Here is a 14,909-nt window from a genome sequence, read left to right on the forward strand (position 1 = left end):
GGAGACGGCCCCCGGCGTCATGCACCGCCCAGACCCTGAGAAGGCCCTGCGAACCCTCTGTGCGGTTCTCCGGAATGGGGTAAACCGGAGCTATGACCCCTGTGGGCACTGAGCCAGAGCTCGCCGACCGCGTCCTCGGGGGCTGGCTGGGCCGGATCGCGGGCAACATGCTCGGCAAGCCGGTCGAGCAGGGCGACCTGTGGACGCGGGACCGGATCGACCGCTATCTGCGGCAGGCCGCCGCCCTGCCCCTGACCGACTACCTCCCCGAGCCCGTCGGTGAGAGCGACGGCTTCGAGCTGCGGCCCGAGTGGCGCGAGTGCGTGCGCGGCCGTATCCACGGCAGCTGCCGCGACGACGACGTCGACTACGCCATCCTCGGCCTGCATCTCCTGGAGACCCACGGCTTCGGCTTCAGCACCGAGCAGGTCGGCGACCTGTGGCTGCTGAGGCTGCCGTACCTCCAGACGTTCACCGCCGAGCGGGCCGCGTACCGCAACCTCGCGAACGGACTGAAGCCGCCGCTGACGGCGACGTACGACAACCCCTGCCAGGAGTGGATCGGGGCCCTCATCCGCGCCGACATCTACGGCTGGACCTGCCCCGGCGCCCCGCGCCGCGCGGCCGCGCTGGCCCGGCGGGACGCGGTGCTCTCGCACACCGGGAACGGCGTGTACGGGGCGATGTGGGCGGCGGCGCTGATCTCGGCGGCGTTCACGGTGGACACCGTGCGCCAGGCCGTGGACCAGGCGCTCGCGGTGATCCCCGCGAGCAGCCGGCTCGCCCGGACCGTACGGCGCGTGGTCTCCCTCCATGACACCCGGATGACCTGGGAGGACACCCTGACGACGGTCTCGGAGGAGACCGCGGGGCTGGGCTGGATCCACACGATCCCCAACGCGGCCGTCCTGACCGCCGGACTGCTGTACGGCGACGGCGACTTCACCCGCTCGATCACGCTGACGGTCCGGGGCGGCCTGGACACCGACTCCAACGGCGCGACCGCGGGCTCGGTGGCCGGGGTGCTCACCGGGGCGGAGGCGATTCCGGCGCAGTGGACGGAGCCGCTGGAGGACCGGGTGCGCAGCGCGGTGTTCGGGTTCGACGGGGTGCACATCAGCGAACTGGCGGAGCGGACGGTGCGGTTGGTGGGGGTGGAGGGCTGACGGGATCGGTCCCTGAAGGGGCCCCGCCGGACCTGGCTACCCTTCGAAGGTGACCACCACCGAAGACTTCGCCGCGTACATCGCCGGTCTCCCCCGTGTCCTCGCCGGTGCCGCGGCCCTGTTCCGTGATGGGGAGGGCCGAGTGCTGCTCGTCGAGCCCAACTACCGGGAGGGCTGGGCGCTGCCGGGCGGCACGATCGAGTCCGACCAGGGCGAGACCCCCCGCCAGGGTGCGCGCCGCGAGACCCTGGAGGAGATCGGCCTGGACCGCGAACTCGGCCGCCTGCTGGCGGTGGACTGGGTCCCCGGTACGACGGTCCGCCCGCCCCTGGTCGCCTACCTCTTCGACGGGGGAGTCCTCACCGAGAACGACCTCAAGGCGATCCGCCTCCAGGAGGAGGAACTCCTCTCCTGGCGCCTCGTATCACGCGAGGACCTTCCCGAGTACCTGCTGGGCGCCCTGGGCCGCCGGGTCACGGCCGCCTTGGACGTCCTCGCGGAGGGCGCGGGGGCGGTGGAGCTGGAGGACGGGGAGCGGGTGGGCTGACCGCGCGTCCGCGTTCGGCCGTCATCACTCCACCCCGACAGGCACCACCTGACCACTGCTTCCTCACCGCCGTCACTCCATGAATCCGGGCCCGGACGCTGTGTATTTCAAAAAAGGTCCGGGCGCCACTGCACGTTCGGCCCGCCCCGTGCCACTCACGTGTGGAGGCAACAGGCAGACGCCTCATCCGGCAGCGGCCGGCGGCGGTGCGCGACAGCGTCGCCGTAGGCCGCCTGAGGCCGAGCACGGTGGGGACGGGGGGAGGAGACGGCCATGGACAGTTCGCCGAGTCGGCGCGCCATGCGGGTCACCATGAAACCGACGGCGGACATCTCGTCGAGGGCGCCCCGAGGGCCCGTTCCCCTTCGGCGATATCACGAATTCCGGCGCTTGTTCGAAACCGAACAGTCCGCGTTCCGTTGTCGTCCCAGAATCGATCATCACCGCACCAGAACCCGAACTGACTCACGGTTTACGGGACTTGCGGTCGAACGTCGCCATCCGCATCGCACGATGCCTCTTGGTCATGTCACTCCTTTGCATCAGGTGTGCATGACCATTGAGGAGGGATGCACGGTGGGGCGTCGACAGGAACCGAGTGGCGACGACTTCGACAGCTTCTTCCGGCAGGAATACCGGAAACTGGTCGGGTTTCTTCGATGGATCGGCGCCTCACAGGAGGAAGCGGAGGACTCGGCGCAGACCGCGATGCTCAAGGCCCTCGAGAAGTGGACCGAGATCGAACACCCGCGAGCGTGGGTCCGCACCGCCGCCGAGCGGCACTTCCTGCGCTCGGCGGTCCGGGACCTCGATGCTCCCGCCCGGGCGATCAAGGGCGGCTGGGGCGTCAGCGAGGAACTGGCCTGCCCGGAGTCGCCGTCGAGGGAAGAGGAACAGTCGGTCCTCGCCCTCCTGGGCAAACTCGGCTACAAGCAGCGGCAGGTGATGGCCTATTACATCGACGGATTCGGCCCCACCGAAATAGCCGATCTCATCGGCGACAACCCGGCGACGGTCCGGTCCAATCTGCGGTCGGCGAGAATCAATCTCGATCGCATTCTTCAGGAGAACAGCGCTGCGGTCGACGGACACGGCAGTAAGGAGGAACGATGAGCACCCGGAATGACGACAACATCGCCGCGACGATTCATGATCTCCTTACATCGATCGGCGCGCACACTCCGGGACCCGACCTGGAAGGGAGCGGTGTCGGACAGCGGATCCAGGAATTCCGGGATGCGCTGGACGCGCGGATCGAGGCGGAGATCCCGGACACCGAGGTCGACCAGAAACTCCTGGAGATCAAGCTGGAGGCGGCTCGTCGAGCCGTGCTCCGGGACCACGAGTCGGGGAGCACGGCTCTTCAGGAGTTCCTCACCCTGGCCGCGGTGGCGGAGCGTGACGGGGGGAGGCCCGAAGGGCGCGCCCCGCGCACACCGCCGGCCCGGACCGGCAGAAGGCACTGGTGGTTCCGGCTCGGGACAGGCCTGCTGGTCGTACTGCTCGGCCTGGCGCTCACACCACTGGGGCAGGGACTCCTGCCCCAGTGGTGTGAGACCTTGCTCCCGAGCGTCGCCCTCGGCATGTCCGGCCCCGCCGTTCTGCTCGCCGTCATCCACTTCCGGGGCCTGCGCGAACGCCGGTCGGAGGATCTCCGGCCCGAAGCCCTGACGGCGGACCGCTCCCGGCCGCTCGCGCAGGCCGACAGTCCCGCACCCCTGCGCAGAGGCCGGCGCGCCCTGGATGTGATCGTCTCCGTCTCGTTGCTGTGGACGTCCCTTCCGATGCTGGTGGCCGCCACGGCGGGAATCCGGATGACGTCGGTGGGGCCCACACTGGTCCGACGTCCCCGGGTGGGGGCCGGCGGACGTCTCTTTCATCTTTACGACTTCAGAACCCAGGACAGCACGGGGAACAGGACCCGGGTCGGCGCGCTGCTGCAGGAATCCGGTCTGGACGCGTTGCCGCGACTGTGGAACCTGCTCCGGGGCGATGTCACTCTGCTCGGACCACCGGCCGAGCATCCGGCGATGGCCGAGGCCTATTCCGAGAAGTACCGCTGGGTGTTCGCGTGCCGTCCTGGCATCATCGGACCGTTGTGGAACGAACCGGTCGGTCCCGATGCTGTTCTGCCGAAGGGCTCGGACGCCTGGCACCACTACCTCGACAACGTGGTGCCGCACCGCGTCACGGCGAACAGAGCCTTTTACGACGGTCTTTCAGGACTGATGACCGCGCGCCTCGTGGCCCGGATGCTGTTCAGCTCAAATCCCTTCACCAGTAAACCCGATCCGGCCCGGGGCCACCGCCTGGCACATCAGCATCAGCTCTGCCTCACCGTCTGGCAGTGACCCCGGCGGTCCGGCCTAATGAACGGCCGCGAATATCATGAGAAGCAGGATCACCACCGCGAGGCCCAGGCCACCGGCCACACAGGTGATCACGACTGACCCGGTGGCAGCATAGGCACTGGCCACGCTGACGGTGACCGAACTGAAAGTCGCTCCGACCGATCCAGGGGTAATCTTCGAGCGTGCAGAATTCCCGTTCGTTTTCCGGCGGTTGACGGGCTTTCCCATGACAGCCCTCTCCAAGGGGTGCAGATCGCGGCTCGGGTCCTCGACCGACCCGGGCCGCGTTTTTCTTGTTTGTTGCAAGTGAGTGACGCGGGCCCGTCGTTATGTGCAACGCCCGACGGCACTGAGCCGGAACTCGCGAACTTGTTATACGCGGCGGCGCGCCGACCGCTCTCCCGTTATCCGCTGGCCCTCGCCGCGTGGGCCGACCTACCCTCGGCCCATGACCAAGCCCCTCGTCGCGCTCCTCAGCGGTGCCGGAATCTCCACCGACTCCGGGATCCCCGACTACCGCGGTCCCAACGGGCTGTGGCGGCGGGATCCGGAGGCGGAGAAGCTCGTGACGTACGACTTCTACATGGGCGATCCGGAGATCCGTCGCCGTTCGTGGCGGATGCGGCGGGAGCACCGGGCGTCGGCCGTCGAGCCGAACGCCGCGCATGTGGCGGTGGCGGAGCTGGAGCGGGCCGGAGTGCCGGTGCGGGTGATCACGCAGAACGTGGACGGGCTGCACCAGCTCGCCGGGATGCCCGCCCGCAAGGTCCTCGAACTGCACGGCACCGCACGGCAGGTGGTGTGCACGAAGTGCCACGCGCGCAGCCCGATGGAGGACGCGCTGGCCCGGCTGGACGCCGGCGAGGACGACCCGGCGTGCCTCGACTGCGGGGGGATCCTCAAGTCCGCGACCGTCATGTTCGGCGAGCACCTGGATCCCGTCGTCCTCGGCGAGGCGGTCGCCGTCACCAAGGCCTGCCAGGTGTTCATCGCCGTCGGCACCACCCTCCAGGTCCAGCCCGCGGCCGGCCTCGCGGGCGTCGCCGCGGACCACGGGGCACGCCTGATCATCGTCAACGCCGAGCCCACACCGTACGACGACCGCGCCGACGAGGTGATCCGCGAACCGATCGGGACGGCCTTGCCGGCACTGCTGATGAGGCTGCGGGGCGAAGCCGAGGACTGAGGGTGAGGGCGGAGGGTGAAGGCTGAGAGCGCCGGCTAGGGCCGACGGTCCGCGTCCACCCGTTCCACCCTCACCCCGGCCTCCTCAAGTGCCGTACACGTGGCGTCGTGGGCGGACGTGGTGGTGATGACGAGGTCCAACTCGCCGGGATCGCAGATCTTCACCATCCCGGTGCCGGGGAACTTTGTGGCGTCCGCGAGCAGTACGACCTTGTCGCCGGCGCTGATCATGGCTCGGCGGGCGGGGACCTCGGCGACCGTGGTGTCCATGACCTGGCCGCCCGGGCGGACACCGCAGGCACCCATGAACAGCCAGTCCGCGTGCACCTGACGGAGGTTGTCCTCGGCCATGAATCCGTCCAGCATGCGTGACTCGCGGACGACCATGCCGCCCAGCAGCATCAGTTCGACGCTCTCGTCGGGCAGCAGTTCCTCGTACACACCGAGGTTGTTGGTGATGACGGTGATGCGGCGCCCGTGCAGTGCGCGAGCCAGGCGGTGCACGGTGGTGCCGGAGTCGAGGATGACAGACTGGCCGTCCTCGATCAGCTCGGCGGCCCGGGCGGCTATCGCGTCCTTCTCCGGCACCTGCTCCTCGGCCGCCTCGGCAAAGGGTGCGGGCCTGTCCTCGACGACCGCTCCCCCGTGAACGCGGGTGAGCAGTCCGTCCTCCTCCAGCTTGAGGAGGTCCCGGCGGACCGTCGCGGCGCTGGCCTCCAGCTGCTCGGCGAGGTCCGTCACGGTGACGGTGCCCCCGGATCGCAAGGCCCGGAGGATGAGTTGGTGTCGTTGTTCGGCCAGCACGCGAGCGAACACTACACGTCACAACTCGGTTCTCCGCAGGGCACGTTGGGATACGGGCCGCACCAGCCTCCCTCAGAACAGGGCCGATCCCCGCTCGAAGTCCAGCAGGCGCTGCTTACGTTCCAGCCCGCCGCCGTAACCCGTCAGGCTGCCGTTCGCCCCGACCACGCGGTGGCAGGGGACGATGATGCCGATCGGGTTCTTGCCGTTGGCGAGACCGACCGCGCGGGAGGCCTTGGGGTTGCCGAGGGCATCGGCGAGTTCGCCATAGCCGCGGGTCTCGCCGTAGGGGATGCGGCGGAGCTGGTCCCACACCGTGCGCTGGAACGGCGTTCCGTGCAGGCGCAGTTCCAGGGTGAACTCCTTCAACTCGCCCGCGAAATAGGCCTCCAGCTGCTCTTCCGCCTCGCCGAAGGGCTCGTCGTCCGGTGTGCCGAAGGACTCCTGCGGCGGGCGGTGGCGCTGGTCGGTCATGTAGAGGCCGCACAGGACGCCGTCCTCGGCGACGAGGGTCAGCGGGCCGTAGGGGCTGTCGATCACGGTGTGCTGTTTCACTGGACGTCCTTAGACGGGAAGGAAGTTGATGGGGTGGCTGTCGGTCGCCCACAGGTACTGGACCGCGTAGGCCCGCCAGGGCTGCCAGGCCGCCGCGCGGGCCGTCAGCGCGGCCGGGGTGGAGGGCAGGCCCAACTCCTGTGCGGCGCGGCGGATTCCGAGGTCGGTCGGGAGGAAGGCGTCCGGGTCGCCGAGGGCTCGCATGGCGATGACGTCGACCGTCCAGGGGCCGAAGCCGGGCAGTGCGAGCAGTCGGGCCCTGGTCTCCGTCCAGTCGCATTCGACGCCCAACCGGAGGGTTTTGTCCGCCAGTTGGCCGACCAGTGTGGTGAAGGTCGTGCGGCGTGTGCGGGGCATCGCGAGCGAGGCCGGGTCGAGGGCGGCCAGGGCCTCGGGCGACGGGAAGAGGTGGGTGAGACCGCCCTCCGGGTCGTCCACCGGTTCGCCGTGCGCGGTGACCAGACGGCCCGCGTGGGTGCGGGCGGCGGCCGTGGAGACCTGCTGTCCCAGCACGGCCCGGACGGCGAACTCCTCCTCGTCGACCGTGCGCGGGACCCGCCTGCCGGGCGCCTTGTCCACCAGCGGCGCCAGCAGCGGGTCCGTGCGCAACTGGTCGTCGATGGCCACCGGGTCGGCGTCCAGGTCGAGCAGGCGACGGCAGCGGCTGATGGCGACGGTCAGGTCACGCAGGTCGCTCAGCATCAGCCGGCAGGCGATGTGGTCGGGCCGCGGGGTGAGGGCCACGACGCCGTGCCCGTACGGCAGCCGCAGCGTGCGCCGGTACGCGCCGTCCCGCCACTCCTCCACCCCCGGGACCGCGGTGGCCGCGAGGTGGCCGAAGAGGTTGTCGGGGTTGAGCGGGGCGCGGAACGGCAGGCGCAGGTTCAGCACGCCGGGTGTGCCGGGTCCGGCCGCCCGCGCCGGCCGGCCCGGTCCGGCGCCCGGGCTCGTGGCCGCCGTGGCCCGCCTCGGCACCCGGGCGCGCAGGTCGCTCGGAGAGAGCGCGAAGACCTCACGCACGGTGTCGTTGAAGGTCCGGATCGCGGAGAAGCCGGCCGCGAAGGCGACGTCGGCCATCGGGAGGGCGGTGGTCTCGATGAGGATCCTCGCCGTCTGGGCCCGCTGGGCCCGGGCGAGGGCGAGCGGGCCCGCGCCCAGTTCGGCGAGCAGCTGGCGTTCGATCTGCCGGGTGCTGTAGCCGAGCCGGGCGGCGAGCCCCGGCACGCCCTCGCGGTCGACCACGCCGTCGGCGATGAGCCGCATCGCGCGGGCCACGAGGTCGGCGCGCTGGTTCCACTCCGGGGAGCCCGGGCTGGTGTCGGGCCGGCACCGCTTGCAGGCCCGGAAACCCGCCTGCTGGCAGGCCGCCGCGCTCGGGTGGAACGTCATGTTCTCCGGCTTGGGCGGTACGACGGGACAGCTCGGCCGGCAGTAGATGCGGGTCGTCAGAACAGCCGTGAAGAACCATCCGTCGAACCGTGCGTCCTTGGACTGCACGGCGCGCACACAGCGCTCGGTCTCGGTGTACATCCCCGTCTGCATACGTCCAGCATCGACCACCGCCCGGAGCGGGGCTGGCGAGAATCCGACATCAACCTCGCGTGCCCCGGGCCTGGCCGGACCGCCAGGCGGACTCGCGCAGCAGCCGCAGACCGTTCAGACCGACGAGCACCGTCGAGCCCTCGTGCCCGGCGACACCGAGCGGCAGCGGGAGGTGGCCGAGGAGGTCCCACAGGACGAGTCCGGTGATGAAGGTGCCCGCGATCACCAGGTTCTGGACCACCAGCCGGCGGGCGGTCCGGGACAGCCGTACGACCGCCGGGACGGTCGCGAGCTCGTCGCGCACGACGACCGCGTCCGCCGTCTCCAACGCCAGGTCGGAGCCCGCGCGGCCCATCGCGATGCCGGAGTGGGCGGCGGCGAGGGCGGGCGCGTCGTTGACGCCGTCCCCGACGAACAGCACCTTGCGACCGGCGTCCTGAAGCTCCCGTACGGCGTCCACCTTGCCCTCGGGCAGCAGGTCCGCGCGGACGTCCACCAGCCCGGTGGCCTCGGCGACCCGGGCGGCGGCCCGCGCGTTGTCACCGGTGAGCAGGACGGGGGTGGCGCCGGTCAGGCCGGTGAGCGCGGCGGTCATGGCGGGGGCGCCGGGTCGGAGCCGGTCGGCGAGAGCGAGAACACCGAGCGGCACACCGTCTCCGGTCACGAGCACGACGGTGACACCACCCTGCCCGGCGAGCCGGGCACATGCCCCGAGCCCGGCACCTTGCGCGAGACCCGCATCATCCGCGAGACCCGCACCTTCCACGAGACCGGCCACTTCTGCGAGACCGGCGGCGTCGCCGAGACCCGCGGTGTAGCCGAGACCCGCGCCCTCGCCATAACCCGCACCCTCCCCAAGACCCGCGCGCTCCCCAAGACACGCACCCTCCCCAAGACCCGCGCGCTCCCCAGGACCACCCTCCCCGGCACCAGCACTCTCCACGAGCCCACAGCCCGCACCCCCCGCTTCCTCCAGACGCCCGACCCCGATCACCCGGCCCCCGACCACCGCCGTCACCCCGCGCCCCGGTGTCGCCGCGAAATCCGTCGCACTCTCGATCCGCAGCCCCCTCCCCCGCGCCGCCCCCACGATCGCCCGCGCCAGCGGATGCTCACTGGGGTGCTCGGCCGCGGCGGCCAGGGCGAGGAGCTCGGCCTCGTCGAGGTCGGCCCCCGGCAGGGGCCGTACCGCTGTCACCTCCGGCGCCCCCTCCGTCAGGGTCCCCGTCTTGTCGAGGGCCACGGCGTCCACCTCCCCCAGCCGTTCCATCGCGACCGCCGACTTGACCAGGACCCCGTGCCGGCCGGCGTTGGCGATGGCGGAGAGCAGGGGCGGCATGGTCGCGAGGACGACCGCGCACGGCGAGGCGACGATCATGAAGGTCATCGCGCGGAGCAGCGCGTCCGTGAGGTCGGCGCCGAACAGCAGCGGCACACCGAACACGGCGAGCGTGGCGAGGACGATCCCCACCGCGTACCGCTGCTCGATCTTCTCGATGAACAGCTGGGTCGGCGCCTTGGTGCGCGAGGCCTCCTCCACGAGCGTCACGATGCGGGCGATGACCGAGTCGGCGGGGTCGCGCCCGACCCGCACGCGCAGTGCGCCGGTGCCGTTGAGGGTGCCGGCGAAGACCTCGTCGCCGGGACCCTTGGCGACCGGCAGGGGTTCACCGGTGATGGTGGCCTGGTCGGCCTCGCTCGCTCCGTCCACCACCACGCCGTCGGCACCGATGCGCTCACCGGGCCGGACCAACAGCACGTCTCCCACGGCGAGTTCGCCCGTGGGGACCGCCTCCTCGCCGTCCTCGGTGACCCGGGTCGCCATCGCGGGCGCGAGGTCGAGCAGCCCGCGCACCGAGTCGGCCGTACGGGCGGTGGCCAGCGCCTCCAGGGCGCCGGAGGTGGCGAAGATGACGATCAGCAGGGCCCCGTCCAGGACCTGCCCGATCGCGGCCGCGCCCAGTGCCGCCACGATCATCAGCAGATCGACGTCCAGCGTCCGCTCGCGCAGCGCCCTGAGCCCTTCGAGCGCCGGCTCCCAGCCGCCGGTCGCATAGGCGACGGCGTACAGCGGGCCGTACGCCCACCACGGCACGCCACTGAGATCCAGCGCCAGGCCGAGCAGGAACGCGACGGTCGACGCCAGCGCCCAGCGGGCCTCGGCCAGGGCCAGGACACGGGTGCGGCGACGGGGCGTCCGGTGGGCGGGCAAGGGGGTACGGACGGGGGTGAGAGTCGTGGACACCCCAGCACCATACAGGAACACATGAAGACTCATTCATCTGTTCATGTACGGTGGGTAAGATACCGCCCATGGGTCATGGAGCCGTCACCACCACCGCCGAAGAGCGCGTACGCCTGGACGCGGCCAATGTCGCCAAGGTGGCCACCACGCTCCAGGCCCTCTCCACCCCGTCCCGGCTGCTGATCCTCGCGAGGCTGCGTGAAGGGCCGCTGCCGGCCACGGAGTTGGCCGCCGAGGTGGGCATGGAGCAGTCGGCGTGCTCGCACCAGCTGCGGCTGCTGCGCAACCTGGGCCTGGTCGTGGGCGAGCGCCGGGGCCGGTCGGTGGTGTACGCGCTGCACGACCACCATGTCGCCGAACTCCTCGACCAGGCGGTGTACCACGTGGAGCATCTGCGGCTGGGCCTCAGCGACACGGCGGAGGCGGAAGGAGAAGCAGAGTGAGGCGCCCCGCAACGGGACGCCTCACTCCTCGCACGCCGCGTGTCTCCTGAACCCCCGGCGTATCAGGTGGTCGCCGTCGGCCGCCGTGAGGTTGCCGTGGCGTGGCTCACATCCGTCAGCGGCCGTAGCCGGTACGTGTACGAGTAGTCCCGGTTGGCGAACAGCTTGTACTCGTCGTGGGTGTGCGCGCCCCAGCTGTTGTCACCGCCGACGCCCATCTGCCGGTGGTTCACCCTGAGCACGACCGCGTCGCGCGGCGTGAGCTGGTAGTCGTGGCGCACCCCGTTGGACAGGTCCTCGGGGGTGAAGTGCGAGGCGTTGACCTCCAGCAGGGGCTCACCCGAGACGAGCAGTCCCACGCCGTCGCGGCCGGTCAGCGCGGCCCAGCGGACGTCGGTCTTGTTGCCGTTCTCCTGGGGGCGGATGTAGGAGGTCCACTGCTCGGCGACGGTTCCGGACCAAAGGCCCACGTCCGTACCGTTGTTGCGGTCCCAGTGGTTCTCCTCGGGTCCGCGCCCGTAGTAGTGCAGCCGGTCGAGCCGGCGCGGCAGGAACAGGATCGTGCCGACCTCCGGGATGTACGGCAGTGAACTCGCCCCCGGGTGCAGGGTGTTGTCCACCTTGATCTCGCCGTTGCCGAAGACCGTGTAGGTCGTGGTGTACGCCGACTCGGTGGTCGTCGGCAGGGTGCCGCTCACCTTGATCTCGACGGCCCGGTCCCCCAGCGCCCGCACGCCCACGTCGGTGACCTTGCGGTTCGCCCCGGCGTCGCGCCAGGTCTGGTTGCGGGTGTGCTGCCCGTTGCCGTGGTCGTTGTCGGTGGGCGCCCGCCAGAAGTTGGGCACGGGACCGGAGGTCAGCAGCCGCGTGCCATGGGCCCGGTACGACGTGATGGTGCCGGTGCCCTTGTCGACGACGACGGAGAAGTCCTCGCCGGTGACGGCGACTTGGCCGGAGGCGTCCTGGTACGTCAGCGCCGGGACCTTCGCGAGCGGCCCCGGCGTCACCGCCGGGCTGCCCGCGTCCAGGGCGAGCTGCTGCGCGGCCACCTCGAAGCCCGCGCGGGCCCAGGGCGTGGGCTCCCTGGTGGTGAAGGAGAGCCGGAGGAAGTACTCGGTGCCGGGCGCGGGGGTGTTCGGGAGCTTGTAGGGGACGGTGATGTCCTTGCTCGCAAGCGGGGCCACGTTGAGCTGGTCCCGGGTGAGCTTCCCGCGCTGCACCACCTTGCCGTCGGCGGAGAGTGTCCAACTGCCTTCGAATTCACGGAGGTTGGTGAACAGGTTCTCGTTGGTGAGGGTCACCGCCGTCCCGCCGGGGGCCCAACTCGCCTGGACCGTCTGGTAGATCCGCTTGACCTCCGCGGCCTTGCCGGTGTGGCCGCGGTCGGCGGTGACGATGCCGTCCGCGACGAAGGCGCCGTCGTTGGGGTTGTCGCCCCAGTCGCCGCCGAACGCGAAGAAGGTCTTCTGGTCGGGCCGCTTCTCGGTGAGCCCCACGGTCGCCGCGTCGAACCAGAACCGCACGCCCTCGTCACCCGGTCCACGGCCGTCGGAGGCCAGTTCGGCGGTGCTCAGGGCACGGCCGTAGACGCGCGCCTTCCTGATCGTGCCGCTGAACTCCCTGGTGGGGTTGTCGACATCGACGGCCAGCGCGAGCGGCGCGGTGTTGCTGCTGGGCTTCTGGGTGGTGGTCCGGGCTGCTCTGACCTGGCCGTCGACGTGGAGGGTCAGGGTGCCCGCGGTCGCGTCGAAGACTCCGGCGACATGGTGTTCGCGGCCGGTCCAGTCGTCCGGGACGGTCCAGGAGGCGGTGATCCACTGGCCGCCGCCGTAGATGAAGAACTCCAGTGTTTTCCCGGACTGTTTGAGGGCGTACTGGGTGTCGCCCTTGGCGATGACGGGCTGGTGATAGCCCGTCACCTTCGGGGTGAACCAGGCCTCCAGGGTGAGCGAGCCGGTGAGGTCGAGGCGGGGGTCGCGGGCGAAGACCGTGGCGCCGGAGACACCCTTGTCACGGTCGAACCGGGCGCTCGCGGGCAGGACTTCACCCCTCAGCGCGCCCGGGCCGCTCTCGGTGAGCAACTGCCGCACCGGGACGCGCTCGGTGAGGGACTGGTCGACGAAGTCCCAGATCCAGCCGCCCTGGAGGACCGGGTAGCGGCGGATGATGTCCCAGTACTTCTTGAAGTTGCCGTTGGAGTTCCCCATCGCGTGGCAGTACTCGATCATCACGTACGGCCGGGTGTCGGCGGTGTTCTTCGCGTGCTGTTCCACGCGCGCCGGACTGTCGTACATCTCCGAGCGGATGTCGCTGATGGTGGGCCGGTCGTCGCCCTCGTACTGGACGACGCGGGTGGTGTCGTACGACTTGATCCAGTCGCGCATGTTCACGAACGTGCTGCCGCCGCCCGCCTCGTTGCCCAGCGACCAGATGACCACCGAGGCGTGGTTCTTGTCGCGGTGGACCATGTTCTGGGCGCGGGCCACACAGGCCCTGCTCCAGTCGGGGTGGTTGCCGGGGTACTCGCCGCGGATGCCGTGGGTCTCCAGGTTGGTCTCGTCGACGAGGTAGAGGCCGTACTCGTCGGCGAGTTCGAGCCACTGCGGGTTGTTGGGGTAGTGCGAGGTGCGCACGGAGTTGATGTTCAGCCGCTTGATGATCGTGATGTCCTTCACGAGGTCCGCGCGGGTGAGCGCGGTGCCGCGGTCGGGGTGCATCTCGTGGCGGTTGGTGCCGCGGAAGGAGACGGGCTTGCCGTTTATGCGCATGAGCCCGTCCTTGAGCGCGAACTCCCTCAGTCCGACCCGGTGCGAGAGCGTCTCGATCACCTTGCCGGCGGGATCCCGCAGCCGCAGGACGGCGGTGTACAGGTTCGGATGCTCCGCCGACCACAGTTTGGGGGACGGCACGGCCTTCGACGCCTGTACGGTCGTCTCGTCGCCGGCGTTGAGGGTTACGGCCTGCTGGAGCGGCCGGGACCAGACGGCGTGGCCGCCGCTGTCGTAGAGCTGCGTCTCGACCGTGTAGCGGCCCGCGTTGTCGCCGGCGTAGTCGCGCACGCTCGCGGTGACGGAGAGTGCGGCGGAGGTGTGGTCGTCGCCGAGCGGGGTGTCCAGCTTGAAGTCGCGCAGGTGCACGGCCGGGGTGGAGTACAGGTAGACCGAGCGGAAGATGCCGCTCAGCCGGATCATGTCCTGGTCCTCCAGCCAGTCGCCGTCGGAGTAGCGGTAGACCTCGACGGCTATGTGGTTGGTGCCCGGCTTCAGGTGCGGGGTGATGTCGTACTCGGCGGGGGTGTAGGAGTCCTCGTGGTAGCCGACGAGTTCGCCGTTGATCCACACGTAGTGCGCCGACTTGACGCCCTCGAAGTGCAGGAAGGTCCGCCGCCCCGACCAGTCCTTCGGGACGGTGAACGTGCGCCGGTACTGCCCCACGGGGTTGTAGCGGGTGGGCGCGGCCGGCGGCTGGGCCTCCTCGCCCAGGCCGTTGGGGCCCCACCAGGGGTAGGTGATGTTGATGTAGATCGGGAAGTCGTAGCCATGCACCTGCCATGCCGAGGGGACGGGAATGGTGTCCCAGTCCCTGTCGTCGACATCCGTGCGGTAGAAATCGGTGTCGCGGTCGGCGGGCCGGTCGGCGTAGGCGAACTTCCACTTGCCGTCGAGGCTCAGCCGGTACGGCGAGCGGGTGCGGTCGGCGGCGAGCGCCTGGCCGACGGTGGCGTACGGCATGAGGGTGGAGTGCGGGGGCTCGGTCCCCACCCGGAAGAGGTCGATGGCGCCGTTCCACTCCGGGGAACCGTCCGCCGCGTGGCCGCGGCCGGCCAGGGGGCCGGAGGAGAGGGCGAGGGCTCCCAGGACGGCCGCCCCTCCCTCCAGCAGGCGCCGGCGGCTGATGGGGGCGGGCAGGTACGGGTGGGGCATGAGCGGAACCTTCCTCGGGACGACAGTGCGGTGTACGTACTGAGGGGTGCGTCAATTCCTGTGCGCTAATGGGGACTTCGAGGCACAGGATGCGACTCAACCTAGATCCCGAAGGCTTCCTGGGCAATGACTTGGCAATGACTGTGTA

11 protein-coding genes are annotated in these 14,909 nt (G+C 70.4%); 6 read left to right on the top strand and 5 right to left on the bottom strand.

The window, feature by feature from the left end; all coding sequences use genetic code 11:
* Positions 1-92 precede the first annotated feature (92 nt).
* The 5 genes from OHN19_RS08140 to OHN19_RS08160 all read left to right on the top strand — a co-directional run bounded on the left by OHN19_RS08140 (position 93) and on the right by OHN19_RS08160 (position 5,250).
* The gene (locus OHN19_RS08140) at positions 93-1,166 is read left to right on the top strand and encodes an ADP-ribosylglycohydrolase family protein (protein ID WP_330263510.1); all 1,074 of its coding nucleotides are present in this window, start codon (positions 93-95) and stop codon (positions 1,164-1,166) included.
* A gap of 49 nt (positions 1,167-1,215) precedes the next feature.
* The gene (locus tag OHN19_RS08145) at positions 1,216-1,713 is read left to right on the top strand and encodes an NUDIX hydrolase (RefSeq protein ID WP_330263511.1); all 498 of its coding nucleotides are present in this window, start codon (positions 1,216-1,218) and stop codon (positions 1,711-1,713) included.
* Positions 1,714-1,986: 273 nt separating this feature from the next.
* Positions 1,987-2,826, top strand: a complete 840-nt coding sequence (locus OHN19_RS08150) for a sigma-70 family RNA polymerase sigma factor (protein ID WP_330294112.1) — start codon at positions 1,987-1,989, stop codon at positions 2,824-2,826.
* Positions 2,823-4,064 (top strand): sugar transferase, encoded by a 1,242-nt coding sequence (locus OHN19_RS08155; protein ID WP_330263513.1) that lies wholly within the window; start codon positions 2,823-2,825, stop codon positions 4,062-4,064. Before OHN19_RS08150 ends, OHN19_RS08155 begins: the two co-directional genes overlap by 4 nt.
* A gap of 448 nt (positions 4,065-4,512) precedes the next feature.
* Positions 4,513-5,250 carry an SIR2 family NAD-dependent protein deacylase gene (locus OHN19_RS08160; protein ID WP_330263514.1) on the top strand — a complete coding sequence of 246 codons (738 nt, stop codon included), beginning with the start codon at positions 4,513-4,515 and terminating at the stop codon, positions 5,248-5,250.
* 35 nt (positions 5,251-5,285) lie between these two features.
* Here the strand turns inward: OHN19_RS08160 and OHN19_RS08165 are convergent, their stop codons facing one another.
* The 4 genes from OHN19_RS08165 to OHN19_RS08180 form a co-directional block, all read right to left on the bottom strand.
* On the bottom strand, positions 5,286-6,053 hold the full coding sequence (locus tag OHN19_RS08165; RefSeq protein WP_330263515.1) for a DeoR/GlpR family DNA-binding transcription regulator: 768 nt from the start codon (positions 6,051-6,053) through the stop codon (positions 5,286-5,288).
* A 72-nt stretch (positions 6,054-6,125) separates the two neighbouring features.
* Positions 6,126-6,608 (bottom strand): methylated-DNA--[protein]-cysteine S-methyltransferase, encoded by a 483-nt coding sequence (locus OHN19_RS08170; RefSeq protein WP_330263516.1) that lies wholly within the window; start codon positions 6,606-6,608, stop codon positions 6,126-6,128.
* 9 nt (positions 6,609-6,617) lie between these two features.
* Positions 6,618-8,150 (bottom strand): AlkA N-terminal domain-containing protein, encoded by a 1,533-nt coding sequence (locus OHN19_RS08175; protein WP_330263517.1) that lies wholly within the window; start codon positions 8,148-8,150, stop codon positions 6,618-6,620.
* A gap of 49 nt (positions 8,151-8,199) precedes the next feature.
* Entirely contained in the window at positions 8,200-10,428 is a 2,229-nt protein-coding gene (locus OHN19_RS08180; RefSeq protein ID WP_330263518.1) for a heavy metal translocating P-type ATPase, read from the bottom strand.
* A gap of 35 nt (positions 10,429-10,463) precedes the next feature.
* Here OHN19_RS08180 and OHN19_RS08185 point away from each other — a divergent pair, with 35 nt between their 5' ends.
* Complete coding sequence (locus OHN19_RS08185) at positions 10,464-10,838, top strand: metalloregulator ArsR/SmtB family transcription factor (protein WP_330263519.1); 375 nt, start codon at positions 10,464-10,466, stop codon at positions 10,836-10,838.
* Positions 10,839-10,900: 62 nt separating this feature from the next.
* On the opposite strand, the gene OHN19_RS08190 is transcribed toward OHN19_RS08185, so the two are convergent.
* Positions 10,901-14,761, bottom strand: coding sequence for a glycoside hydrolase family 2 TIM barrel-domain containing protein (locus OHN19_RS08190; protein ID WP_330263520.1), 3,861 nt, complete (start codon positions 14,759-14,761; stop codon positions 10,901-10,903).
* Between the last annotated feature and the right edge of the window lie 148 nt (positions 14,762-14,909).

This window comes from Streptomyces griseorubiginosus (assembly GCF_036345115.1).
GTDB lineage: Bacteria > Actinomycetota > Actinomycetes > Streptomycetales > Streptomycetaceae > Streptomyces > Streptomyces griseorubiginosus_C.

What these genes read in the sequence shown, in the direction of transcription:
- OHN19_RS08140 (WP_330263510.1), top strand. Translation starts at nt 93, where the DNA reads ATGACCCCTGTGGGCACTGAGCCAGAGCTCGCCGACCGCGTCCTCGGG.
- OHN19_RS08150 (WP_330294112.1), top strand. Translation starts at nt 1,987, where the DNA reads ATGGACAGTTCGCCGAGTCGGCGCGCCATGCGGGTCACCATGAAACCG.
- OHN19_RS08155 (WP_330263513.1), top strand. Translation starts at nt 2,823, where the DNA reads ATGAGCACCCGGAATGACGACAACATCGCCGCGACGATTCATGATCTC.
- OHN19_RS08160 (WP_330263514.1), top strand. Translation starts at nt 4,513, where the DNA reads ATGACCAAGCCCCTCGTCGCGCTCCTCAGCGGTGCCGGAATCTCCACC.
- OHN19_RS08175 (WP_330263517.1), bottom strand. Translation starts at nt 8,150, where the DNA reads ATGCAGACGGGGATGTACACCGAGACCGAGCGCTGTGTGCGCGCCGTG.
- OHN19_RS08180 (WP_330263518.1), bottom strand. Translation starts at nt 10,428, where the DNA reads ATGAGTCTTCATGTGTTCCTGTATGGTGCTGGGGTGTCCACGACTCTC.
- OHN19_RS08185 (WP_330263519.1), top strand. Translation starts at nt 10,464, where the DNA reads ATGGGTCATGGAGCCGTCACCACCACCGCCGAAGAGCGCGTACGCCTG.
- OHN19_RS08190 (WP_330263520.1), bottom strand. Translation starts at nt 14,761, where the DNA reads ATGCCCCACCCGTACCTGCCCGCCCCCATCAGCCGCCGGCGCCTGCTG.